Consider the following 23,710-nt stretch of genomic DNA (forward strand, 5'->3'; position numbering starts at 1 on the left):
GGCAACTCACCGGCGCGTGCGTCAAGAATCCGACCGTGGCTGCATCGAAAACTTCGGGGTGCCGGCGCAGTGCTTCCACGATTATTCGCGGTGGCCAACGAATACATAGAGTCGAAGGAGACGGGAGAGCCCGCTTAAAGTATCCGGCGTCTAGATAGTAATTGGCGACCCGCATGGCGTCAACATAAGACTGGCTTCATCGGGGTATACACGGAGCGAGAAGCCGATTGACCGGTCTGGCCGGAACACACAGTAAGTCTTGTTGGATAGCGCCATACGGCAGGCGTGCGGTTTCTTCGGGCGGTTCTTCGGTACCGTGCATCCCCCAGGTGTTAGCCCTAAAGATGCGTTCATTTGATTGACGCGCGACCATCTCGTCGATAGTATGTAGACAGTGGATATATTGATCGGCACGGATGCGGTTATGCGGTCGGTGTTTTCTCAGGAGGTGATCTGTGGATTGGAAGGGGACGCAATCAATCAGGGCGCCTTGCGCGGACGTATGGAAACGGCGCAACGATCCAGCCACGCTCAAGGCGTGTATGCCCGGTTGCGAGTCGTACAAACAGCCCGATGACGGCAGCCACGAGGCGGTAATTCTCGACACACTTGGTCCGAGAAGGGGCGTTTCAAGGGACGGCACGGGTTATCAGCGTCGGAGAGGGCGCGTCGTATCACATAGAGGGAAGCAACCTGGCCTAACGGGCAAATGCGCTCTTCAGTGGAATAAGCCTTTTTTATATTTTGTAGTCCTATATTTTTGCAATTTTCGTAAACAATTCGTCCGGCAACCCATCGGACCAAAATTCAGGATAAGACATGAGTATCGTTCTCTATGAAAAGAACGGCGCTGTCGGCGTCGTCACTCTGGCAAAGCCGCCCCACAACCTGATCGACGATATCTTTATGCAGGAACTACTCGCCTCGTACAGCAGAGCCGTCGAGGAAGGGTGCCGATCGATTCTCCTACGTAGCGGCATGCGCCACTTCTGCGCGGGCGCGGACGTGACGGCCTTTGCAGCGGGTGGCCGACGTCGCGATCAGGCCAACCTCGAGGCGCTGCTTGATTCCCTCGAGAATGTCGGCATTCCTGTTGTAGCGGCCGTGCATGGCGGCGCGCTGGGTGGCGGCTTCGAACTGGCATTGACCTGCGACATGATCGTGGCGGCCGACACGGCATTCTTCGGCATGGCAGAAGCGTCTCTCGGTCTGTTGCCGCTGCTCGGTGGTGTCCAGAGAGTCGTGCAGCGTGTGGGCGTGGCACGAGCCAAAGAAATGGCGATGTTCGGCCGGCGCCACGATCCCGCAGCGCTCGAGCGATGGGGCGTTGTCAACCTCGTCACGGCTGAGGCCGAATTGCCGAACGTATCGATGTCGTGGGCCCGCCAGCTTGCTGCCGGCCCCACGGTGGCCTTGGGCGGTATCAAGAAACTGGCGAATCTTTCGGCGCGCCGTGGCATCGAAGGTGCCGATGCACAGCAGACCGAGGTGAACAACACCATGTGGGCAAGCGCCGACCAGAAGCGCGGTCTGCAAGCCTTCGCGAAGACCGGTCCGGGCTCCGCAGTATTCGAGGGGAACTGACCATGAACTCACCACTCCACGGGCTGAAAGTTATCGACTTCACTCGCGTGCTCGCGGGCCCGCTTTGCACCAAGACATTGCGCGATCTGGGCGCCGACGTGACAAAGATCGAGCCGCCCGGCGGCGACTCTGGTCGCGGAGGCGTGCCTCACATAGACGGGATGTCGGTCTACTACGCGCAGCAGAATGCGGGCAAGCGCAACCTCAGTCTCGACCTGAACTGGCCCGAAGCACGCGAAATCGTGACCGACATGTGCCGCGACGCAGACGTCATCGTTGAGAACTTCCGCCCCGGCACGCTGACCCGCTTCGGCCTCGGATATGAGCAGGTACGCGAGTTCAATCCGGGGGTTGTCTACGTTTCGATCAGCGGCTACGGCCAGACCGGGCCATGGCGCAACCGGCCCGCGTTTGCGCCGACGGTGCAGGCGGAAACCGGTCTGACCGACATTCTGCAGCAGCACTACGGCGACTCGCTCTCTGAACTCAAGAACGATGCCTGCAGCCATGCGGACGTCTACACCGGCCTGCATGCTGCGATCGCGGTGCTCGCCGCGATCCAGCATCGCAACCGCACCGGGGAAGGACAGCACGTCGATGTCGCGATGGCCGCAACCATGCTCGCGGTAAACGAGCGCGCCGGCGCGCAGCTGTCCGGGATCGACACGCAAGGCGAGCCGCCGGCGCTGAGCGCACCTGAATCCCATATCTTCAGGCTACCGGACGGACGTCAGTTGACTATCGCCGCCAGTCCTATCTACTCACCGATGTTCGTCCGCTTCTGCTCAATGATGCGTCGAACCGATCTGCTGCTCGACCCGCGCTTTGCGACCGCGCCGCTGCGTCGCCAGAACCTCGGCGCCCTGCTAGGCGAAGTCCGTGCCTGGGTACTCACGTTCACCGATCTGGAGGAACTGCAGGCGCAGGTGAGCGAAGCGGGCCTCGCTGTCGGTGTGGTCCGCAGCACGAATGAACTCGCGGAATCTGAATGGGCGCAGGACTGGGGCGCAATTGTCCAGGTGGACGATCGTTCGGGAGGCACGATGCGCATGCCGGGTGTGCCATGGCGCTTCAGTAGCGCGACCTTGCCGCCGCCCGGCATCCCTGCTTTCCAGGGCGAACACAATGTCGAGTTGCTCGCCGAGCGCAACGTCAATCCGGCTTTGATCGAGGAACTGCGTCAACGCCGTGTGCTGCTCAGCCGCCGGAGCCTGCGAGGTGAATTCGATGAACCTTGATCGCACGCACGATGCGGCTGTCAAGAGCTGGCTTGCTTCCGCCAATCAGCCTCACTGCGACTTTCCTCTGCAGAACCTCCCCTACGCGATCTTTCGCCGCAAGGGAGGTGCGGAGGAGTTTCGCGCAGGCATCGCGTTGGGGGACCAGGTCATCGATCTCGCCGCTCTGGTTCGCGAACGCTGCCTTAGCGGCCTCGCTCTGCAAGCGGCCGTCGCATGCGCACAACCGTCGCTCAATGCATTCTTCGCCATGGGCCCGGATGCATGGCGAGCCCTGCGGCACGCCGTTTTCGCGCTGTTCGAAGCGCCTGCGGCTGGCGCTTCCACGATGGCGGATACCCCTGCACTCGAAACGTGTCTTGTCGCACAGACTGATGTGGAATACAACCTGCCGGCCAGCATCGGCGACTACACCGACTTCTATACGTCGATCGACCATGCTCGCAACATCGTCAAGCTGCTGCGTCCCGACTCGGCACTGTCGCCAAACTTTCAGTGGATGCCGCTCGCTTATCACGGGCGTGTCTCGAGCATCGGACTATCTGGTCAGCAGGTACGGCGGCCGCTTGGACAACGCCTTGCTGCGGGGCACAGTGTGCCTGAGGTATCTGCGTGTGCACGGTTGGACTATGAGCTCGAGCTGGGAATCTTCATCGGCGTCGGCAACCAGGAGGGTGAGCCGATTCCAGTGACACATGCCGAACGGCATGTGTTCGGCCTTTGCCTGCTGAACGACTGGTCCGCCCGCGACATACAGATGTGGGAATCGACGCCATTGGGGCCGTTTCTCGCGAAGAATTTCGCCACCACGATCTCTCCGTGGATCGTCACCATGGAGGCTCTTGCGCCGTTCCGTCATGCATGGGAGCGGCCTGCCGACGAGCCTCAACCGTTGGCCTATCTCGACGCGCCCGCCAACCGAAGCGAAGGGGGCATCGACATCCAGCTTGAGGTATGGCTGATGTCCGAGCTGCAACGGAAAAGTGACGCTCACGCTGCACGATTGTCGCGCACGAGCTTTCGCCATCAGTATTGGACCGTCGCGCAGATGGTTGCGCATCACACGGTGGGCGGCTGCAACCTGCGTAGCGGTGATTTGCTGGGCAGCGGGACGATCTCAGGGCCGACGGCTGCGGAAGCTGGCGCATTGATCGAGCTCACTGCCGCGGGAAAAACACCCGTCGCACTGGGCAATGGAGAAACTCGCGCCTTTCTGGAGGACGGCGATACGGTTGTCATGAAGGGCTGGTGTGAGCGGCCCGGATTTGCGCGCATCGGCTTCGGAGAGAACCGCGGAAAAGTACTGCCCGCGCGAGTGGTTTCGTAAAACCTATTGTTGCACCTTTGCAGGAGCGCGGGTGACATTGCCCGCTCCTGCACTGACACTGTTATGACGCTGGCCAGACAAATCCGGGCATCTCACCAAGGAGACACTTCATGAACTCGCTCTATGACGCCGATACGAACGCCTTGAGCGACGCATCCGAAATCACACTGCGACGCGCCTATTCAACATCGGAATGGAGAATCATTCCAATTCTCTTCCTGCTATGGCTACTTGCGTGGGTCGATCGCGCCAATGTCGCATTTGCCAAGTTGCAGATGCTGTCCGATCTGCACTTCAGCGAAACCGTGTATGGCTTCGGTGCGGGACTGTTCTTTCTCGGTTACGTGGTGTTCGGCATACCCAGCACGCTGGTTCAGCAAACACTCGGCGCTAGACGAACAATTTCCGTGATTGCCATCGGTTGGGGGCTCACCAGCATCGCAATGATGTTCGTCCGTAACGCACCTCTTTTCTATCTTCTGCGGTTCCTGCTAGGCGCGTTCGAGGCGGGCTTCTATCCGGGCGTCATCCTGTATCTGAACCTATGGTTTCCAACAAAACGGAGAACCCGCAACTTCAGCATTTTCCATTCGGCCGCCATCTGTTCGACCGTAGTCGTAGGTCTGACCGGAGGCTTGGTGCTGCAACATATGAGCGGCATGTTGTCCCTCGCGGGATGGCAATGGATGTTTCTGGTGCAGGGGATCCCCACGCTGCTGTTGGGCTGCCTCGTACTATTTGCCCTCTCCGATGGACCAGCGACGGCTTCCTGGCTGTCCCCTGAAGAACGGCTGCTCATTGAGTCCGACCTCGCTCGCGACCGGAATCGCTCCTCTGCGGAAGTGAACCACCAGCGGCCGCTGCTTGCCAATCCCGTCGTCTGGGTGCTGCTCGCCGCCTATTTTTGCATCCTCACCGCCAATACGGCACTGAGTTTTTTCATTCCGACCATCCTGCGGGATGCGGGATTTGGTGGCTACACGGCGATCGGCAACGCTATCGCAGCCATCTGTATTCTTGGCGCTGTCGGCAACATCGCATTCTGTACATACGCAAGCCGTCATCGCGACGTCCGCTACCACTGCTCGATTGCCTCGGCAGTGAGCGTCGCAAGCCTGATTCTGCTGGTACTTGTCTGGCACAGCAGCCGCACCGCCACCTTTATGACACTCGCCTTCGCTCTCGCAGGCACAGGTGCTGGCATCTCCCTGTTCTGGCAGATTCCCATGCGGTACCTGAAGGCCAATGCGGCAGCGGTCGGAGTGGCCTTCATCAGTTCGGTTGCGAACCTCGCAGGCTTTCTGACACCCTGGCTCACCGGATACGTACGGGAAGCTACCGGCACTTATACCAGTGGCTTTGTCACTGCGGCGTGCGTGCAAGCATTTGCGGCGGTCATGCTCGTTGTGGTCTTGCCACTGGCTTCCCGCAGGAATCAGCATACCGTCTCCAGTGAGGTTTGAGGCTACCGTCCGCGACGGAACAATCAGCCAGCGGTCCGATCCTTGCGCAGGACTTTCGCCAACCTGACGCCGCCCATTAAAGCCAGGCGCCGGTTTCCACGTCCGGGACTTTTCGCGACCGACACAACGCCGGTGCGCTATACAAATAGCACTGCTAAACAGGAAAATTTCGACCAATTATGGGCGCTCTCAATCATATCCGTGTACTGGATCTCACCCGCGTGCTCGCCGGCCCGTGGTGCGCACAGACGCTCGCCGACTTCGGCGCGGACGTCATCAAGATCGAACGCCCGGAGGTCGGCGACGACACGCGTCACTGGGGCCCTCCGTACCTGAAAACGCCGGACGGCGCAGATACGCCTGAGGCAGCCTACTATCTCGCCGCGAACCGCAACAAGCGCTCCGTGACCGTGGATATCGCCACGCCCGAAGGGCAGCGGATCATCCGCGAACTGGCCGCCCAAAGTGACGTGGTGCTGGAAAACTACAAGGTCGGCCAATTGAAGAAATATGGCCTCGACTACGCGTCGCTCAAGGAAGTAAAGCACGACATCATCTACTGCTCGGTGACCGGCTTTGGCCAGACTGGACCCTATGCGCAGCGTGCGGGCTACGACTTCATCATTCAGGGTATCGGCGGCTTCATGAGTATTACCGGAGAGCGCGACGGCTTGCCGGGCGGTGGTCCGCAAAAGGCTGGGGTGGCGATTACCGACCTGATGACAGGGCTGTACTCAACCGTCGCCGTGCTGACAGCGCTCGCGCATCGCGACCGTACCGGCGAGGGCCAGTACATCGACATGGCCCTGCTCGACGTGCAGGTCGCCATGCTCGCGAACGTTAACTCGAACTTCCTCGCCAGCGGCCAACCGCCGGTGCGCTGGGGCAACGCGCATCCGAACATCGTACCCTACCAGACCTTCCAGACCAGCGATGGCTGGATCATCGTCGCGGTCGGCAACGACGGGCAATTCCGGAAATTTGTCGAAGCCGGCAACCGGCCGGAACTGGCCGACGATGAGCGCTTCGCCACCAATCCGGCCCGCGTGCGCAACCGCGACACGCTGGTGCCGATTCTGGCGGAGATGGTCCGCGGGCGCGGAAAGCATGAATGGATCGCCGCGCTCGAAGCCGCTGGCGTCCCCTGCGGCCCAATCAACGATCTCGGCGAGGTATTCGAGAACGAACAGGTGGTAGCACGCGGACTGCAGCTCAACCTGACCCACCCGTCCGGCGGCACAGTGAAGGTGGTGCGCAACCCGATCAATATGAGCGCAACGCCACCTCAGGCGCTCACTCATCCGCCCCAGCTTGGCGAGCATACAACTGACGTTCTGCGTGTCGTCCTGGGCTATGACGATGAACGAATCGCGGCGTTACGCGATCGATCGGTGATCTGAGGTGGCGCTGCACCACTGTCGCTATTTGTCGGTACTGCCAGGCATGGCGTGCCTGACGTCGTAGATCTCCGACGTCGACCGTTCCGCCGCCGAGGTTGTTACGAGACCAACGGCACATTGCTCTATCAATATTTATCTGTAACGTTTCACAGGGGACATGCATGAAATTGAGCAAGGCGATTTTCCTTGCGACCGGCGGACTGGTTAGCGCGTCAGCCTGCGCACAAAGCAGCGTGACTCTCTACGGTCTGGTTGACGCAGGTATCAGTTATGTGAACAACGTGGCCAGTCAGCCGGGAGCCATCGGTGCCCGCAAAATACAGGAAACATCCGGCGTCGGTGCGCCGTCCCGATGGGGGCTTCGCGGGGTGGAGGATCTGGGCGGCGGCAATTCCGCCATCTTCACGCTCGAGAACGGCTTCAGTGTGGCGAACGGTACCCAATTGCAAGGCTCTCGTCTCTTCGGCCGCCAGGCATTCGTTGGGCTGGCCAACGATAGTCTGGGGACGGCGACCTTCGGTCGACAGTACGACTCGGTCGTGGACTTCGTCGGGCCCTTTGTTTCATCTCGACAATGGGCGACACAATATGGCGCCCACGTGGGTGACATTGACAACCTCTACACCACGTTCCGCATCAACAATTCGGTCAAGTACACCAGTCCAACTTATCGCGGACTTGCCATCGGCGGGTTGTACGCTTTCAGCAATCAGGCTGCGAGTTCACCAGGCACCGGTTTCTCAAACAATAGCGCGTGGAGCGTTGGGACGAGCTACGCTGTAGGTGCTTTAACGCTGGGGGCAGGCCACTTGCACCTTTCAAACCCTTCGGCCGGAAGTACGGGGGGGACCAATACGGCTGGCGCCATAGTCGGCGACTACTCGAGCGCCACCGACATCTTCTACACGCGCCCGGTCAGCACGCAGGACGTCACCGGTGCAGGCGTAGCGTACCAATGGGATGCGGCGACGTTGGGGTTCGTTTACACACTGGCCAAGTTGAGGTACGTTGACCATTCGGACTTTTCTCTCGCGAACTATGAAATCAACGCGAGATATCAGATTTCTCCAACGTTCCTCGCTGGCATCGCATTCATCTACAGCGACGGAAAGGTAGGTGGGGCCTCAAGCATACCGAAGATTACTGATGGGACCCATCCTCGTTGGGCGCAAATCAACGCGGGGGCCGGGTACTTGCTAAGCAAACGTACCACGACATACGTAGCCGCCGTCTATCAGAAAGCCCTCGGCGACGCCCTGACTGCGGCGATCGATAACGTGGGTGGTCCAACAGGTTCCAATTCACGATACCAGCTGGCCGTCACAGCCGGCTTGCGCGTCAGGTTCTAGTTCAGCTTTCTCGATATCAAAGTTCGAATGCAGTGTTTCGTCAACGCGACGATCGCCCGCAGAACCAACTGCGGACGGGATCGCAAATCACATACCAATCCGGAGTGGACATGAGTACCCAACAAGACACCCAACTGCTGGGCCGCGGCTTCTACTGGCAGGAGATTCAGGCCGGTCAACGCTTTCGCACCTATCGCCGCACCGTGACCGAGACCGACCTTGTCAATTTCATCTCGGTGACTGGCATGCTCGAAGCCATTTTTATCGATGCAGATTACGAGCACGGCGCCATGCGTGGCCGTGCGGTCCCCGCAGCGCTGACGAGCGGCCTGATTGAAGGGCTGCTATTCCAGACGATGATACAAGGCACCGGTCTGGCACTGCTGGAGTTGACGCTAAAGGCTCACGGTCCGGTTCTCGTCAACGATTCGATCTACGGGATAGTGGAAGTCGAGGACGTGAAACCCACATCCAAAAACAATCGTGCAGTCGTGACGAGCCGCATCGACGTATTGAATCAGCGTGATGAGCGCGTTCTTTCATACACCGCGAAGCGGTTGCTGGCCGGTCGCCCCGATTAAGGTTCGGACGCGCGGCACCGCCGTGCGCTGCTCGCTAACGTATCGGGGTCTTCAAGTTGTACACCGTGATCGATCAGCTTTGTCGAGGCGATTTTCCTCAACGACCGGGGCGAGACAAGGCATCGGTTCAGTGCTTAAAAGTCGAACAGACGTTGCGTTTTGCCGTCGATAGAAAGGAACTGCCATGAAAATCGAATCCGTCGGAGTCGTTGGTGCCGGCGCCATGGGCAACGGCATTGCCCAGATTGCCGCGCTCGCTGGTCTCAAGACCGTCCTGATCGATGTCACCGACGCGGCGCTCACCAAGGGCGTTGCGACGTTGAGCGCCAGCCTCTCGCGGCTTGTCGAGAAAGGGCAACTCGCCGCGTCTGCGCGCGACGCGGCGCTCGCATGTATCGAAACCGCGACAAACTACCAACGTCTTGCAGCCGCCGATATCGTTATCGAAGCGGCTAGCGAAAACACCGATCTAAAGGTCCGCATTCTCCGGCAAATCGAATCCGAGGTACGACCTGACACGATCATCGCAACGAACACTTCATCGATCTCGATAACAGCATTGGGCGCAACGCTCAGGCGACCCGAGCGCTTTATGGGCATGCATTTCTTCAACCCGGTGGCCCTGATGCCGCTTGTCGAAGTTATTCCAGGCTTGCAGACCAGCCCCGAGACAGCGAAGACGGTTCGAGAACTGACACAGCACTTTGGCAAGGTGCCGATTGCCGTGAAGGACTCACCCGGCTTCGTGGTTAACCGCATTCTCATTCCGATGATCAACGAAGCTTTCTTCGTTTTAGCGGAAGATGTCGCGACAGCAACGGAAATCGATGCCGGGATGCGACTGGGTGCGAATCAACCCCTTGGCCCGCTAGCCCTGGCAGACCTGATCGGCCTCGATGTCTGTCTATCTGTGATGGACGTGTTCCTGGACGACTTCGGGGATTCCAAGTATCGGGCCTGTCCACTGTTGCGAGAAATGGTGGCAGCGGGGAAGCTTGGTAGAAAGACCGGCCGCGGTGTGTATGGCTACGACTAGCTGGTGGGGGCGAAAATCGTCGAGCCTCGCCGACAAACTTGCGGCAGTGTGATGCTTACGCAACTTGACGCCAGATCAGCTCACGCTTGGTCACCACCTCAGGATTTCACCGGCGATCATCAAGACGAGCGGTGAGAAGCAGGTGACCGATCGGCCATCCGTCAAATCTCGGAATCGGTTGCATCTAGCGCTATTCCATGGTTGCGCAGCGGGCGCCATTCTCGATCTGCAACGGCGAGAATCCGTTGCGGGCGTTTGCGACGGCGAAATTTTCAACCGATTCTACTTGACCGCGTTAATGCGACACCCATTAGTCGGCCTAAGTCAAGGTACGAATCTTCCCCATCGCCGGATTGCCATGTCGATGGTCAGTTTCATCGTCATGGCAATCCGGCGAAATTCCTTCGTTGTCCTGCCACGACTGTCTGCAGGTCGGTATCGCATCCGTTTTCTCAGAACTGGTTGCGAACCGGATCGCACCAGACACCCATCGGGATCAAGCGTGCCGTGATGTGACTCACGACTGCCCAGGCGACTATTGCCGCCCCAGAGAAACGTTGGTGCCAGACGAAGTCCAATGGGTTTCACAGAACCGTGGCTGTTGCTTGTGCAACGCCAGTCAATAGTGGCTCATCGCCCGGGCGACCCGGTCATCCTCAAACAGGCGGTGGGGCAAAGGGAGGGCCCAATCAGAGCCGTGGTTTTTCGCCAGTCGCATTACTGGGCTCGCTCCCCTTGCACCACCGTTTACCCAAAGCAGCGCGCTATCTCAAATGGCTTGTGCTCCCGAAGCATGTGATAGCAGGCGCGCGCCAGCTTGTGCGCCAACGCCTTGATCGCAACAATCCTGTTACGTGCGCGTTTCTTGCGCTCGTAAAAGCGCCTGGCTTCCGGGCAGGAGCGTATGGCGAAGTTGGCCGCCTCGACAAATGCCCACGCCAGATACCTGTTGCCGTTCTTCGTGTTGCCTGCTCCTTTCTTCCTGCTGTTGCTTTCGCGCCGGCTGTCCACGCAGCGGCAGTACGAACTGAAATTACCAACCTCCGTAAAGCGCGAGATGGTTCCTGTTTCCAGCATGATCGTGGTTGCGAGAACCGGACCAATGCCGGGCACCGAGTTCAGCAACACGTAATCAGGTTGCAGCTTCACCCGCTCCATGAGTCGCTTCTCGAGAATTCCGATCTGCTCCTGTAACCTTTGCATCACTGCCAGATTTGCTTGCATCGCGAGCGCTACATCCGGTGCAAAGCCGAATCCGCGGACCTGCGTCTCATCCAGACGCTTGACCTGTTCACCCCGCATCTGCCCACCAGTATGGCGTGAGAACAGGTTCTCGATGGCGAGGATCTGGGCCGTTCGACACTGCACCAGTTGCATGCGCTTGCGCGAGAGATCGCGCACCGGACGCTCTTCTGCTGGATAAATGTAGCCTTCTGGCAATAACCCCAGACGTAGCAATTGCGCGAGATGGGCCGCATCGGTGAAGTCGTCACTGTATTTCAGTCCCTCGTACTGCGTGATTGCCGCGGGGTTAGCCAGATGTACACGATAGCCATCGTTCATCAACTGATCCACGAGCCAGTACCAGTTGAACGTTGCCTCGATGACCACCCCCACCAGATCTTCGCGGTGCGGTGCCAGCGCGGCCCGGATCTGTACCGGATCGTTCGGTAACCGCCGCTGGTAGACAACCCGGTCAGCTTCATCGCTAACCACAACCACAACCACACTGTTGTTCGAGTGCAGGTCGATTCCACTAAGCCTGATATGACTTTCCGTGTCAAACGGGATCGGTTTTCAGCTTTTCCATAGACATCTTCTTTTGGATAGGTTATCTGAATTTCCTGAGGGCGGCGTAGCAGTAATGTCGACGGTGAATCACACTGATATCCGCGGGTTGGTTACCGCATTACAGAGGTCCGTCTCGTGAGCCTGCCGCTCCCTTGTTCCGCAAATCGGTTGATGCGCGTTGCGATGTTTAGCCGCGGGTTGCTCGGGTACCGGGCTACGCCGCCTTCAGGAAACTCTTCTCCAGGTGTTCGTCAGATGTTGGATGATCGGGCGGTTACGCTGCGTGTGCGGTGCGTGGTACGGCGAGCGACATTGTCAGACGGGTGATGTCCCAGATGAAACCGGCCAGCTCCCGGGCAATCGCAACCGTCGCGATGTTCGGGTTTTTTCCGCGTGCCGCCAGCTTGCGATATCGGCGGCACAATCGAAGCTGCGCGTCCCAGGCGCGATCAATGATGGCCTTCGGGATGCCCTCGTGGCGGCGCTGGATGTCGGGACTCACGCGTGCCGGATGCCGGTAGCTCCAGGCCGCCTCGACGAGCAGCTTTCGGGCGTAGCTGTTGCCGGTCTTCGTGATGCTGCCTTGCCGCCGCTTCCCGCCCGAGGAGTGTTCCGACGGCGTCACGCCGAGCCACGCCATCAGCTGACGCGGATGTTCGAAGCGCGACAGGTCCCCCAGTTCGGCGAGCATCCCTACGGCCGTGGTGAACTGCACACCGCGCATCGCCTGCAAGCCCAGGACGGCTGGATAGAATCGCCAGTTGGGCACCGCCTCGCGCAACGCGGTCTCGAGACGCTCGCATTGCGCGAGGCGGTCCTCGATCGTGCGCCGATGTTCTTCAAACGCCAGTTGCTGCCATTCGTTGCCGAACGAATATTCGCTTAGCCAGCGCCGATGTGCCGGCCCCCAGTTGGCGCTACCCGTATAGCGCACGCCGTGCAAGAGCAGGAACGACTTCAGCCGCTGCCGCGCCTGCTTCAGATCGTCTTTGGCAGTGACCCATGCACGGGCCAGATCCCGGAATGCCTCGTCCTCAACGCCCGGCACGTAGACCGCCGACAGGTCACCTGCGCGCAGCGCGCGCACCAGCTTGATCGCGTCACGCCGGTCTGTCTTGACGCGCTCACCGGGCTTCTTTGGAATCAGCGACGGCGCGCAGACCATGCAGTCGAAACCTTTCTCCACCAGTTGCCGGTAAAGCCCATAACCGCACGGACCCGCCTCGTAGACGATGCGTACGCATCGGCCTTTGGACTGCAGGCGCTTGCACAGGCGATCGATATCGGCCTTGGTGGTACCGATCTTGCCCAGCAGTTCCACTTCGCCCATGCCAATCGCGTAGGCAACCGTGATCGACTCCTTGTGGACATCCAGTCCGACGTACACCGTGCTATCGTGTTCCATGCTGGCCTCCGTGCCGGAAATCGCCGGGTGTGGCCCTGTCCACACTGTGCGGCTCTGGCAGCGATGCTAACCCGCGTTTGATTTCTCACGGCGGGCCAGCCTCTGCCTCACGGAAAGTCATACTGCCTTGTTCATGCCGGCCTCCTGTGCGTCAAGTCGGTGGGTTTGCACCCTGACTCTACGCCAGCCGTTCTATCGGAGCGGAGGCCGGCCGGCTATATGATTATCAGAACCAGATCGCCGGCGTTCAGCGCCGCGTCGAAGGCGACCGGGACAAGCTCGGGCACGCTGACACGGCGGACTTGTCCTCGATCGCCGCGACGAATCGAGCAATGACCCGCGCCACTTCCACCGGCGCCTCCAGCGGCGACAAGTGTCCCGTTCCGGGCAGAATGTGCATCGCCGCGTGCGGAATGCGGGGCAGCAGTTCCGCCTGCAGCGTTTCGACGCGATCCACCTGGTCAAGCTCGCCGGAGATGACGATGGTCGGCGCGTCGATCGACGCCACCGCCGCGGTAATGTCTTCGCGCATGGCCACGTTTGGCCACGCCGCCTTCGCCTGCGGTGCGGCCTTCAGGCTGTCCTCGATGACTTGCTCGCGGCGAGCCGCGTCGAGCGGTTTTGCGGTCAGGACGTGATCGATAACAAATTCGACCGATTCGCGTGATTGATACGCGCCGGTCAACGTCGCGCGTTGCTCGTCGGAGAGGAGCATCGGCGACGGAGGCGATGGTGCGACGAGCACCAGGCCTTCGAGTCCGCTCGGCCGACGCGATGCGATGAGTTGCGCAACCTTGCCACCCATCGAATGGCCGACCAGAACGTAGCGCTGCAGGCCGAGCGTCTCGACGACGCCCTCGGCGTCGCCGGCAAGATCGGCTATGCGGTAGCCGTCGGCGGGTGCCTCGGAATCGCCCCAGCCGCGGTGATCGGTGGCAACGATTCGATACCGGTCGGACAATTCGCTTGCTACCCCGTCCCATGTACGCGACGAGCCGCCGTAGTAGTGCAGGAATACCAGCGCCAACTCGCCGGTGCCCCGCTGCGTGACGTGAATCTGCGTACCGTTTGATCTGATTTCCATTTCCGTGCCCTTCTTCGTCAGGTAGTGTCTGAATAGTAAATTCAGGTCCTCAGTTTGATAATTCTCAGATTGGTGTATTCAGTCGATAATCCAGTTATCGAATCGGAGGGCAAATGGACCGACTGACAAGCCTCGGCGTATTCATCGCCGCTGTCGAGGAAGGCAGCTTTGCAGCGGCCGCACGCCGCTTCGGGCTATCGGCGGCGATGGCTGGCAAGCACGTGAGCGCAATCGAGGCCGAACTGAATACGCGACTGCTCCAGCGCACTACGCGGCGCCTGAACCTGACTGATGCCGGCCAGACCTACTATGAGCGCTGTAAGCGAATTCTCGAAGCGTTCGACGAAGCGAACCGGGAGGCGAACGATTCGCAAGGCACGGCGCGCGGTGTGCTGCGGGTCGCGGCGCCGGTCACGTTCGGCGCAATGCACCTAGGCGACGTTGTTGCGCGTTACCTGGAGGAACATCCGCACGTTAACGTGGAAGTACTGCTGGGTGACCGCTATGTCGACCTCATCGATGCGGGCGTTGACGTCGCAATCCGGATCGGACGGCTGCAGGACCCGGGACTGGTGACCCGCAGGCTTGCGCCGTGCCGAATGGTCGTGTGTGCGTCTCCCGTATACCTTGAGCGCCATGGAACGCCGCGCAAGCCCGAAGACTTACGACGCGCGCAGCGACTTGCCTTCAGCGAAGCCGTATCGGCCGGCGACTGGACTTTGCTCGATGCGAGAAACCGCGCGCACGTCATCGACGGACCATGCCGGATGGCAGCCAACAATACGCAAATGCTTCTTGCCGCCGCGCTCGCCGGCGCGGGCATCGCGTACGGTCCGACATTCGTGTTCGGCGAGCACCTCCGACGGGGTGAACTTGTGGCGCTGCTGCCGGCCTATCGCGCGGCTGATCTGGCGATTCAAGCGGTTTATCCAAGCGCGCAGCGCATACCGCTCAAAGTGCGCCGGTTCGTCGATTACCTTGCCGAGACGTTTAGTAGTGAACCGCCTTGGGACCGGAAGGTAAGGCTTTAAAAGAGCGGCTGTACGGGTTTTTATTGTGAGGAGCCTCGCGTAAACGAACAAGAACGCGCTACATTAACGGTTTTCTGCTTCTGCCCCCGCACTGCCATTAGTCCCCTTCGCCGCAAGGGCCAATGGGGTGGCAGCTGCCCCCGGCGGATTCAACCGGTGGATGCAACACACTTAAAGGCCAGTTCAAAAAGAGCCCGGAGGGGCTGTTTACTTTCCGACGAAACGGTTAACCTTGGATGCCTGAACAACGGGTCAAGGAATGCCGGCACCTATCATCGATGACGAACTGTGGGCACTGATCGAACCGCTACTTCCGCGGCCCAAACCGCGACGCAAGCGATACCCGGGACGCCTGCCGGTCTCGGACCGTGCCGCACTCAATGGCATCCTGCTCGTGCTGAAGACAGGGATGCGATGGAACCATCTGCCGACCCGGTTGGGCTTCGGCTCTGGAGCGACGTGCTGGCGTCGGTTGCACGACTGGCAGCAGGCCGGAGTGTGGGGCAGGCTGCACGGGTTGCTGCTCGACAGGCTGCGCGAATCTGGCCAGCTCGATTTCTCATATGCGGCTGTCGATTCATCGTCCGTGCGAGCCGTTGGGGCGGGCCAAAAACTGGGCCAAACCCCACCGATCGCGCACGACCAGGGTCCAAACACCATGTCCTCGTAGACGCGAACGGCGTTCCTGTCGGCGTGATCCTGACCGGTGCGAACCGTAACGATGTCACGCAACTGCTGCCGCTGGTCGACGCGATACCGCCGATTCGCGGCACTCGCGGCCGACCGCTTCGCAAGCCCAAGGTCATCTACGCCGACCGGGGCTACGACTCCGACTCGCATCGCCGCCGCCTTCGCGAGCGCGGCATCAGACCGGTCATCGCCAGGCGACGCACCGAACACGGCAGCGGCCTCGGCAAATTCCGTTGGGTTGTCGAACGGACTCATTCGTGGCTCCATGGTTTCCGTCGTCTTCGCATTCGCTTCGAACGCCGATCTGACATTCACGAGGCATTCCTCAAACTAGCCTGCTCGCTCGTCTGCTGGAACATCTTCACCCGAACTCAGAGGCCTTTTTGAACTGGCCTCTTAAGACTGCGCAAGCAGTGGGAGTGTTGCAGATGAAACAGCGACGCCAGATTTATTACAGCGAGGCGCAGAAGTGCTGATGTGGGAACGTTGACGGAAGGGAGAGTCTCTCGCCGTTTAGCGGGAGTCGTCCATCACATCACAACCCTCAATATGATGATCATCGTCGACGTTAACCGGTCATGACCGTTGCACTTATCGAGTATTACCTGCGGCGACACCACTCAGGCGATCAGTAGCAGCCAGCCGACGGCATCAAGGGGCTGTTTCCTGGTCGGCGTGCCGTGCCAGCGGGGCGTAGCGAATATGCCGACAGGGCTGATGTTGAAGGTCCATCACCCGCTATAGTTGTCTGTGATCCAACTACCTGGGGCGGGTGCGACGGTAATGCTTGTGGTTTCGGTGCATTTGCATTGCGGTGAAGTTTGCGTGTCTGTGGCAGCAGGCTCGACTGGTTTAGACTGCTGTCTATCTCTGGGTCAACCGTGGCTTATCCTCGGGAATAAGGTTGGAAACGTGATCCAGGACTGAAATGTCCGGTGGCTCCGACCTGGAATTCCGGCCACCATTTTTGCTGTTCAGGGAAGAGATTCCTCCATGGAATATGTCGAAAGCCTGCGCGTTTTCCGGTCGGTGGTCGAATTGAAGAGTTTCACACGAGCGGCGGATATGCATGGACTGACCCGGCCGGCAGTGTCGCGCGCAATAGCGGGGCTGGAAGGGCGGATGGGATGCCGGCTGCTAAACCGAACCACTCGACAGCTCTCACTCACCGAAGCCGCGGAGCGATTCTACGAAGGCTGCGTGCGCATCCTCGACGATCTGGATGCGCTCGAAGCGGACGTAGCAAACCAGACGCGGGAAGCGGGCGGCGTTTTGCGTCTTGTCGCCCATACGACGGCAACGATAAACCGGCTGGTTCCCCTGATTGCCGGATTCAAGCGAGCCCACCCGAAAGTCGCGCTCGATGTAACACTGACGGAGCGGCCCGTTGACCTGGTGGCTGACGGGTATGACCTTGGCATCGTGGTTCCCTACATGGTGACGAACGAGACGACCGTTGTACGCCTGCTCGAACGAATTCCGGTTGTCATCGTCGCGACGCCGGAGTATCTGCAATCCTCCTCCATACCGCGACACCCAGCGGAATTGGCCGATCATCATTTTGTGCTGATGTCGCCATCGATTCGTCGCGTCAGCATCGACTTTCGGAATGGGGAGAAAGAGCTGAGCGTACCGCGTCGTTTCGATATTTCGTCGAACAGCCCTGCTTTCAACTGCGAAATGGTGTTGCAGGGTTTCGGAATCGGTGTCGTGCCCCAAGACCTTGTCGACAAAGAATTGGCTTCGGGAAAGCTCGTTCGGCTACTCAGCGATTTCCAGCTCATCGACGACAGCATCGAAATCCGGCTCGCTTACAGCAACCGGATACTGCTGCCTGCCAAGGTGCGCGCATTTATCGACTATGCGGCCGCCTTTTTTGGGGCTCTCGCGACATCGCGCTAGTTCGGCATCCCACGCCGAATTCCCGACGTTCCCCGGGTAATTGGTGCGCAAAACGACAACAAACTGATCCCCCGCCCTGCATCGCTCCCCAGCGGTCGCTGCATTAATCTGTGCGTATGCACTCAAATAATCGCCAGAGCGACTACTGTTTCGCCCTCCGTCAGGCCTCCCGGCACATTTCGAAACTTTACGAGCGTCATTTTTCCGAGGCCGGCATCACGCCCACGCAGTTCAGCATTCTGAGGATGCTGGGCGGCGGTTCGGGTTTGACGATGGCAGAACTAGCCAAGGCGATGGTGATGGACAGGACAACTCTGGTGCGGGCACTTCAACCCTTGTTCCGGCGCGGTTTCGTAGCAGTTTCCAGCGAAGGGCAGAGCAATCGGCGACTACGGGTCGTACTCACGAGCCCAGGGTGGACGAAGCTCGACGACGCAGCCGCTCACTGGGCAGCTGCGCAGGCCAGCTTTGAACGCAGCTTTGGGCCGCAACAGGCCGCGCATCTGCAAAGCGAGCTGTTTCGTATGACGAGCGCCGTGTCCGATAGGTAACCCCAATGAAACAAACCCGTGCACTTCGGTGCATTGATGCATAAACATCCGAACGTTATCGTGTGCATATGCACTTTAAGAAATGCAAACGCAAGTTGCCCAGGAGGGAGAAGCAAATGGAAGCCATGACGAATCACTACAGACCTAAGCCGCGCGCAAGCGCATGGGCGGCCTCGATAGCAGCGGCGGTGGCTACGCTCGGTATAGCCGGATGTGTCAACTACGCTGGCATCAAGAGCGATAAGCAGATTGCACCGCCCAGCGCGTACGAGACGAAGCAGAGCTTGCCCGCCGAGGGCGGCCAGTGGCCGGCAATGGATTGGGCCAACCAGTTCGGCGATCCACAGTTGCGCAAGCTGATCGACGAGGCGCTGGCCGACAATCCAACGATTGACCAGGCACGCGCACGCATCGAGAAGGCGTCATCCTCCGTCGGCACGGCCAATTCCGCACTCTACCCAAAGGTGACGGGAAGCTATTCCTGGACGCGCGAACTCTATAGCGCAAATGGGTCCGCTCCACCGCCGATCAACGGCACCTGGCAGAGCGAGAACAACCTGCTCGCCAGTGCTTCGTTTGACCTCGACCTGTGGGGCAAGAATCGCGAGCATCTTCGCGGGGCGGTTTCGCAGGAAAAGGTTGTCGAAGCCGAAGCCGAGGAGGTGCGCATTACGCTGGCCGCATCGGTTGCCAGCACCTATAACCAGCTTGCGCGGCTCTATGTGTTGCGTGATATCGAGGTCCGCGAAGTCAAGAATCGCGAGGACATCGGGCGAATCACGGATGGGCGCGTTGGCGCGGGTCTCGATACCAACGTGGAGCGGCAAACCGCCTATGGCGAGACCGCGACGAGCCGCTCCAGCGTCAGCGAACTCGACGGACAGATCACGACCGTGCGCTATCAGCTGGGCGCCCTGCTTGGCGGAGGGCCGGACCGCGGCCTCAAGATCGCCAATCCATCTCTGGGAGAGGGGGCGAGCATCGCGCTTCCCGACAACCTTCCCGCGGATCTGATTTCGAGGCGCCCGGACATCGTTTCGGCGTACTGGCAAGTCGATGCGGCCATCCACGACGTGAAGGAAAAGAAGGCCGAGTTCTATCCCGACATCAATCTTTCCGCAGCAGCGGGACTGGACGCGTTTGGCTGGGGGAAATTCCTGACGGCCGGGAGCGGGCAACTTCAGGCCGGCCCCGCGATTCATCTCCCCATCTTCGATGCCGGTGAACTGCGTGCCGAATTGAAGGGCCGCTATGCGGACTTCGATTACGACGTCGCAACTTACAACCAGACGTTGATTAACGCCTTATCGGATGTTGCCACGCAGGTCACGCAGATCCACTCGGCCGACCATCAACTGGTCGACGCGCAGCAGGCACTGGACGCGCAATCCAAAGCGTATCAATTGGCGCTTACGCGATACAAGGCTGGCTTGAATCAGCAACTTCAGGTGCTGAACGCGGATGACAACCGCCTCGCAGCCGAGACTGCCGTCGTGAACCTCGAAATGGACCGCCGCACCATGCAGATCGGGCTGATCAAGGCACTAGGTGGTGGATTCGATGCTTCGCGCGCCGGCCTTGCAGCGAATGGGGAGACACCGATTCCTGTGGCATCCGGCGGCACGGAAACTCACTGAACGACCAGATCAGCTGTCAGGGATAACGGCCTGACAGCGCACATCAAACTTAGTTGGAGCTACACATGAACGCACCTCAATTACAGTCGGATAAAGCGCCTGAAACGAAGCCCGGCAAACGCAAATTCCTGCTCTCGCTGCTCGTCGCTTCGCTTGCGATCGCGGGTCTTGCGTACGGCGCCTACTATTTCATCGAAGCCCGTCACCACGTGGATACCGACGACGCGTACGTCAATGGCAACGTCGTGCAAATCACGCCGCAGATCACGGGAACCACGATCACGGTCAACGCGGACAACACGCAGATCGTCAGGAAGGGCGATCCGATCGTTCAGATCGATCCCGCGGACGCCAGGATCGCATTGCAACAGGCCGAGGCCAATCTGGGCCAAACGGTTCGCAGAGTCCACGGCCTGTATGCCGACGATGACAGATATCGAGCCGATATCGCCGAACGCCAGTCGGATCTTTCGAAGGCACAGGACGATCTGCGGCGCCGGCTTTCCACTGGCATGACGGGGGCCGTGTCGGACGAAGAAATCTCGCATGCGCGTGACGCCGTCAAATCGGCTCAGGCCTCGCTCGAGGCTGCCCGCCAGCAGCTTGGCGCCAATCACGCACTGACGGTCAACACGTCGGTCGAGAAGCATCCGGACGTACTGGCAAGCGCCGCCCAGGTTCGCAACGCGTACCTGGCTTATGCGCGTACGACGTTGCCGGCGCCGGTCACGGGATATGTCGCGCAGCGTACGGTTCAGGTCGGGCAGCGCGTGTCTCCCGGGACGCCGCTGATGTCGGTGGTGCCGCTCGAACAGGTTTGGGTCGATGCCAACTTCAAGGAGTGGCAGCTTCGTCACATTCGGGTTGGACAACCTGTCGATCTGACCGCCGACGTCTACGGCTCCTCCGTCGTCTATCACGGCAAGGTGGCGGGCTTTACGCCGGGCACTGGATCGGCACTCGCGCTCTTGCCCGCGCAGAACGCGACAGGCAACTGGATCAAGGTGGTGCAGCGGCTGCCGGTGCGTATCGAGATTCCGCCCGCGGAACTGGAAAAGCATCCGCTGCGTGTGGGTCTGTCGATGAACGTGGATGTCGACGTGAAGGACCCGGGTGGTGCGCCGCTCGGCACTGCGTCTACGTCGACCTATAAGACTGACGTCTTCGAAAAGTACGGCGACGAGGCCGATGCCGCGATTGCACGGATCATCGCTGAGAACGAATGACCTCAGATCATTGGCCCGCGGCACCGGAAGGACGCCGCGCCTTTCTCGCCCGACACAGGATAGCCGTATCACCATGGACACCAACCATCCGAATCACCCGCCGCTCACAGGGGCAACGCTTGCCCTGGGTTCGCTGAGCGTTGGCCTCGCGGGCTTTATGACCGTGCTCGACTCGTCGATCGCCAACGTGGCCATTCCAACCATTTCCGGCAACCTCGGCGTATCGGTCGACGAAGGCACGTGGGTCATCACCGTCTTTGCTGCTGCGAATGCAATCGCGATCCCATTGACTGGCTGGCTGACCCAGAGGCTGGGCCAGGTCCGGCTGTTCATCGGCTCGATATTGCTGTTCGTGTTCGCCTCCTGGCTGTGCGGCATTGCGCCAACGTTGCCTATCCTGTTGCTTGCGCGCGTGCTGCAGGGCGCCGTGGCTGGGCCACTCATCCCGATGTCGCAGGCGCTGCTGCTCAGTTCGTGGCCAAAGGCAAAATCCTCGCTGGCGCTTGCGCTGTTCTCGATGATCGTCGTCACCGGGCCGATTGTCGGGCCGTCGCTCGGCGGCTGGGTGACGGACAGCTATAGCTGGTCGTGGATCTTCTATATCAACATTCCAGTCGGTCTTTTTGCTGCCACGATGGTCTGGCTTCTCTACCGCAAGCGCGATACGCCGGCCAAAAAGTTGCCTATCGACATTGTCGGACTGGTGCTGCTGATCGTCTGGGTCGCGTCGCTTCAGGTGATGCTGGACAAGGGCAAGGATCTCGACTGGTTCTCGTCGAGCACGATTGTCGTATTGGCTATCGTAGCTGCGGTGGGTCTCGCGTTATTCATTATCTGGGAGCTGACAGAAAAGAACCCGATCGTCGACCTGACGCTGTTCAAGCAGCGCAACTTCCTTGGGGGCACCGTTTCGATTTCCATCGCGTATGGCATCTTCTTCGGAACACTGGTGCTGCTGCCGCAGTGGATGCAGGAATACCTGGGATACCGGGCCGTCGACGCGGGTCTCGCCACGGCACCGCTGGGCATTTTCGCGGTGATCGGCGCACCCATCATGGGCAAGATCCTGCCACGCTCCGATGCGCGCATTATCGGCACGTTCGCCTTCATCGGATTCGCCATCGTCTACTTCATGCGTACGTATTTCTATACCGACATCAGCGAGGGATACATCGTTCTGCCGACCTTGTTGCAGGGTATTCCGATGGCGCTGTTCTTCGCTCCGCTCACCGTGATCATTCTGTCAGGGCAGCCGCCCGAAAGAGTGCCGGCCGCGGCCGGGCTGTCCACCTTCGGGCGCGTGTTCTTCGGTGGCGTAGGTACGTCGCTGGCGAACGTCGTGTGGAATAACCGGACGATCCTGCATCATGAGATTCTGACGCAGCAATCCAGCCCGACCAATCCGATCTTCAATGCACACATGAATTCCTATCATTCGCTGCTGGGTCTGGGGCAAGGCGCTTCGTATGCACTGTTCGACCAGACGGTACAGACACAAGCTGCCGTGCTTGGATTGAATGACGTGTTCTATGGAGCGGCGATCATCATGGTCGTCATCATTCCGCTCATCTGGATCACCAAACCGAGCAAGGCGGGTGGCGCAAGCGATGCCGCTGCGGCTGCACATTGAAAGATACGCTGGGCAATGAAAATCTGTAAGTATCCTGAAGGAGTTAAAAATGAAGACATCGGAAACACAACGCCAAATCGTCAGCGTCAAGATCAATGCTGACGTCACGTTTGAAAGCTTCGTCAAAAGCTTTCAGAAAAGACTTGGAAAATTCGATCAGGCGGCGATAGCAGCCCTGATGGGGCAGCCTCGCGAAGCAGCAGCCGCGATTCAAGGCATGGAAGGAGATCAAGGGTTGATGATTTTCTTTGCGCTTGATCACGGACGTGCGCTAACGATGGTCGGAAAAAGCCAGAAGGCCATCCGGTTCATCTTGGGGAACCCACTGGTAGCGATACAGATGACCCAACACGACGTACGTGCTGGGCAATATGTTCCTTTAACGCTCATTGCCTATGAGCATGAGGAAAATCGCGTTCGCATCGAGTATGACCAGCCATCGTCCATTCTCGGCGCTTGCGAAAATGCGGAAGTTGACAAAACCGCACGCGAGCTCGATCGCAAGCTTCGCCTGGTGGTGGAGCACGCGATCGAGGATGCCTCCAGTGCAACTGGAAGAAAATAGCGATGGTGATGGGAGTGGATGAAAAATGGGGGAGGGGCGTTCATTGTCGAGCAACCTCTGGCGATCTGAAGAGAGGGAACCGCTTGGCGAAGAAACTCTCAAGTCGCCCATCGAGTAGCTCTACCCGCGTTTGCAGAAGATAGTGAGCGCCCTTCATCGACCAACGCATTTGTTGACGTTTCGTGAGCCGTCGGCTACGTGAACTCGACGCCGGACTGCA

The 23,710-nt window shown here is 59.6% G+C and carries 21 protein-coding genes and 1 pseudogene; 18 read left to right on the forward strand and 4 right to left on the reverse strand.

All coding sequences use genetic code 11. The features are described 5' to 3' along the window. The first annotated feature begins 455 nt into the window (after positions 1-455). From FVF58_RS54895 to FVF58_RS34575, 9 genes are all read left to right on the forward strand, one after another. The gene (locus tag FVF58_RS54895) at positions 456-839 is read left to right on the forward strand and encodes an SRPBCC domain-containing protein (RefSeq protein WP_149674213.1); all 384 of its coding nucleotides are present in this window, start codon (positions 456-458) and stop codon (positions 837-839) included. Further along, positions 820-1,584: an enoyl-CoA hydratase/isomerase family protein gene (locus FVF58_RS34540; protein ID WP_149674214.1), complete on the forward strand. Its 765-nt coding sequence runs from the start codon at positions 820-822 to the stop codon at positions 1,582-1,584. The genes FVF58_RS54895 and FVF58_RS34540 overlap by 20 nt, the downstream gene beginning before the upstream one ends. Positions 1,585-1,586: 2 nt before the next feature. After that, the gene (locus FVF58_RS34545; protein ID WP_149674215.1) at positions 1,587-2,822 is read left to right on the forward strand and encodes a CaiB/BaiF CoA transferase family protein; all 1,236 of its coding nucleotides are present in this window, start codon (positions 1,587-1,589) and stop codon (positions 2,820-2,822) included. Further along, positions 2,812-4,149 (forward strand): fumarylacetoacetase, encoded by a 1,338-nt coding sequence (gene fahA / locus FVF58_RS34550; protein WP_149674216.1) that lies wholly within the window; start codon positions 2,812-2,814, stop codon positions 4,147-4,149. The genes FVF58_RS34545 and fahA overlap by 11 nt, the downstream gene beginning before the upstream one ends. Before the next feature lie 110 nt (positions 4,150-4,259). Next, entirely contained in the window at positions 4,260-5,612 is a 1,353-nt protein-coding gene (locus FVF58_RS34555; RefSeq protein WP_149674217.1) for an MFS transporter, read from the forward strand. Between the two features lie 179 nt (positions 5,613-5,791). Further along, a complete protein-coding gene (locus tag FVF58_RS34560; RefSeq protein ID WP_149674218.1) occupies positions 5,792-7,012 on the forward strand; it encodes a CaiB/BaiF CoA transferase family protein in 1,221 nt (406 codons plus the stop codon). Positions 7,013-7,173: 161 nt separating this feature from the next. Further along, positions 7,174-8,361, forward strand: a complete 1,188-nt coding sequence (locus tag FVF58_RS34565) for a porin (RefSeq protein WP_149674219.1) — start codon at positions 7,174-7,176, stop codon at positions 8,359-8,361. Positions 8,362-8,471: 110 nt separating this feature from the next. Beyond that, on the forward strand, positions 8,472-8,942 hold the full coding sequence (locus tag FVF58_RS34570) for a MaoC family dehydratase (RefSeq protein ID WP_149674294.1): 471 nt from the start codon (positions 8,472-8,474) through the stop codon (positions 8,940-8,942). 184 nt (positions 8,943-9,126) lie between these two features. Beyond that, the gene (locus FVF58_RS34575) at positions 9,127-9,978 is read left to right on the forward strand and encodes a 3-hydroxybutyryl-CoA dehydrogenase (protein WP_149674220.1); all 852 of its coding nucleotides are present in this window, start codon (positions 9,127-9,129) and stop codon (positions 9,976-9,978) included. A 747-nt stretch (positions 9,979-10,725) separates the two neighbouring features. Here FVF58_RS34575 and FVF58_RS34580 read toward each other — a convergent pair. The 3 genes from FVF58_RS34580 to FVF58_RS34590 all read right to left on the reverse strand — a co-directional run bounded on the left by FVF58_RS34580 (position 10,726) and on the right by FVF58_RS34590 (position 14,258). Next, positions 10,726-11,745, reverse strand: a complete 1,020-nt coding sequence (locus FVF58_RS34580; RefSeq protein WP_149674221.1) for an IS110 family RNA-guided transposase — start codon at positions 11,743-11,745, stop codon at positions 10,726-10,728. Between the two features lie 298 nt (positions 11,746-12,043). After that, positions 12,044-13,174 carry an IS110 family RNA-guided transposase gene (locus FVF58_RS34585; RefSeq protein ID WP_149674222.1) on the reverse strand — a complete coding sequence of 377 codons (1,131 nt, stop codon included), beginning with the start codon at positions 13,172-13,174 and terminating at the stop codon, positions 12,044-12,046. Positions 13,175-13,421: 247 nt separating this feature from the next. After that, positions 13,422-14,258: an alpha/beta fold hydrolase gene (locus tag FVF58_RS34590; protein WP_149674223.1), complete on the reverse strand. Its 837-nt coding sequence runs from the start codon at positions 14,256-14,258 to the stop codon at positions 13,422-13,424. A 113-nt stretch (positions 14,259-14,371) separates the two neighbouring features. On the opposite strand from FVF58_RS34590, the gene FVF58_RS34595 reads away from it, so the two are divergent. The 9 genes from FVF58_RS34595 (at position 14,372) to FVF58_RS34630 (ending at position 23,490) form a co-directional block, all read left to right on the forward strand. After that, positions 14,372-15,289: a LysR family transcriptional regulator gene (locus FVF58_RS34595; RefSeq protein ID WP_149674224.1), complete on the forward strand. Its 918-nt coding sequence runs from the start codon at positions 14,372-14,374 to the stop codon at positions 15,287-15,289. A 259-nt stretch (positions 15,290-15,548) separates the two neighbouring features. Continuing rightward, complete coding sequence (locus tag FVF58_RS53225; RefSeq protein WP_246217292.1) at positions 15,549-15,959, forward strand: transposase; 411 nt, start codon at positions 15,549-15,551, stop codon at positions 15,957-15,959. Beyond that, the gene (locus FVF58_RS53230) at positions 15,869-16,366 is read left to right on the forward strand and encodes an IS5 family transposase (RefSeq protein WP_246217300.1); all 498 of its coding nucleotides are present in this window, start codon (positions 15,869-15,871) and stop codon (positions 16,364-16,366) included. Before FVF58_RS53225 ends, FVF58_RS53230 begins: the two co-directional genes overlap by 91 nt. 606 nt (positions 16,367-16,972) lie before the next feature. Continuing rightward, positions 16,973-17,881 (forward strand): LysR family transcriptional regulator, encoded by a 909-nt coding sequence (locus FVF58_RS34605; protein ID WP_149674226.1) that lies wholly within the window; start codon positions 16,973-16,975, stop codon positions 17,879-17,881. 116 nt (positions 17,882-17,997) lie between these two features. Beyond that, positions 17,998-18,432, forward strand: coding sequence for a MarR family winged helix-turn-helix transcriptional regulator (locus FVF58_RS34610; protein ID WP_149674227.1), 435 nt, complete (start codon positions 17,998-18,000; stop codon positions 18,430-18,432). Between the two features lie 125 nt (positions 18,433-18,557). Beyond that, a complete protein-coding gene (locus FVF58_RS34615) occupies positions 18,558-20,069 on the forward strand; it encodes an efflux transporter outer membrane subunit (protein WP_425468994.1) in 1,512 nt (503 codons plus the stop codon). A gap of 65 nt (positions 20,070-20,134) precedes the next feature. Beyond that, a complete protein-coding gene (locus FVF58_RS34620) occupies positions 20,135-21,295 on the forward strand; it encodes an HlyD/EmrA/EmrK family protein (RefSeq protein ID WP_149674229.1) in 1,161 nt (386 codons plus the stop codon). 73 nt (positions 21,296-21,368) lie between these two features. Beyond that, on the forward strand, positions 21,369-22,925 hold the full coding sequence (locus tag FVF58_RS34625; RefSeq protein WP_149674230.1) for a DHA2 family efflux MFS transporter permease subunit: 1,557 nt from the start codon (positions 21,369-21,371) through the stop codon (positions 22,923-22,925). 49 nt (positions 22,926-22,974) lie between these two features. Beyond that, the gene (locus tag FVF58_RS34630; protein ID WP_149674231.1) at positions 22,975-23,490 is read left to right on the forward strand and encodes a DUF302 domain-containing protein; all 516 of its coding nucleotides are present in this window, start codon (positions 22,975-22,977) and stop codon (positions 23,488-23,490) included. Between the two features lie 40 nt (positions 23,491-23,530). Here FVF58_RS34630 and FVF58_RS53235 read toward each other — a convergent pair. Then, positions 23,531-23,686, reverse strand: a pseudogene (locus tag FVF58_RS53235) (ISKra4 family transposase); the annotation flags it as partial. Positions 23,687-23,710 lie beyond the last annotated feature (24 nt).

This window comes from Paraburkholderia panacisoli, assembly GCF_008369935.1.
GTDB classification, from domain to species: Bacteria; Pseudomonadota; Gammaproteobacteria; order Burkholderiales; family Burkholderiaceae; genus Paraburkholderia; species Paraburkholderia panacisoli.

Bases quoted from the DNA above. Each gene is read 5' to 3' on its own strand.
- FVF58_RS34595 (WP_149674224.1), top strand. From the start codon at position 14,372: ATGGACCGACTGACAAGCCTCGGCGTATTCATCGCCGCTGTCGAGGAA.
- FVF58_RS34630 (WP_149674231.1), top strand. From the start codon at position 22,975: ATGAAGACATCGGAAACACAACGCCAAATCGTCAGCGTCAAGATCAAT.
- fahA (WP_149674216.1), top strand. From the start codon at position 2,812: ATGAACCTTGATCGCACGCACGATGCGGCTGTCAAGAGCTGGCTTGCT.
- FVF58_RS34545 (WP_149674215.1), top strand. From the start codon at position 1,587: ATGAACTCACCACTCCACGGGCTGAAAGTTATCGACTTCACTCGCGTG.
- FVF58_RS34615 (WP_425468994.1), top strand. From the start codon at position 18,558: ATGACGAATCACTACAGACCTAAGCCGCGCGCAAGCGCATGGGCGGCC.
- FVF58_RS34605 (WP_149674226.1), top strand. From the start codon at position 16,973: ATGGAATATGTCGAAAGCCTGCGCGTTTTCCGGTCGGTGGTCGAATTG.
- FVF58_RS34625 (WP_149674230.1), top strand. From the start codon at position 21,369: ATGGACACCAACCATCCGAATCACCCGCCGCTCACAGGGGCAACGCTT.
- FVF58_RS34555 (WP_149674217.1), top strand. From the start codon at position 4,260: ATGAACTCGCTCTATGACGCCGATACGAACGCCTTGAGCGACGCATCC.
- FVF58_RS34560 (WP_149674218.1), top strand. From the start codon at position 5,792: ATGGGCGCTCTCAATCATATCCGTGTACTGGATCTCACCCGCGTGCTC.
- FVF58_RS34565 (WP_149674219.1), top strand. From the start codon at position 7,174: ATGAAATTGAGCAAGGCGATTTTCCTTGCGACCGGCGGACTGGTTAGC.
- FVF58_RS34570 (WP_149674294.1), top strand. From the start codon at position 8,472: ATGAGTACCCAACAAGACACCCAACTGCTGGGCCGCGGCTTCTACTGG.
- FVF58_RS34540 (WP_149674214.1), top strand. From the start codon at position 820: ATGAGTATCGTTCTCTATGAAAAGAACGGCGCTGTCGGCGTCGTCACT.
- FVF58_RS34610 (WP_149674227.1), top strand. From the start codon at position 17,998: ATGCACTCAAATAATCGCCAGAGCGACTACTGTTTCGCCCTCCGTCAG.
- FVF58_RS34590 (WP_149674223.1), bottom strand. From the start codon at position 14,258: ATGGAAATCAGATCAAACGGTACGCAGATTCACGTCACGCAGCGGGGC.
- FVF58_RS34575 (WP_149674220.1), top strand. From the start codon at position 9,127: ATGAAAATCGAATCCGTCGGAGTCGTTGGTGCCGGCGCCATGGGCAAC.
- FVF58_RS34585 (WP_149674222.1), bottom strand. From the start codon at position 13,174: ATGGAACACGATAGCACGGTGTACGTCGGACTGGATGTCCACAAGGAG.
- FVF58_RS53225 (WP_246217292.1), top strand. From the start codon at position 15,549: ATGCCGGCACCTATCATCGATGACGAACTGTGGGCACTGATCGAACCG.
- FVF58_RS34620 (WP_149674229.1), top strand. From the start codon at position 20,135: ATGAACGCACCTCAATTACAGTCGGATAAAGCGCCTGAAACGAAGCCC.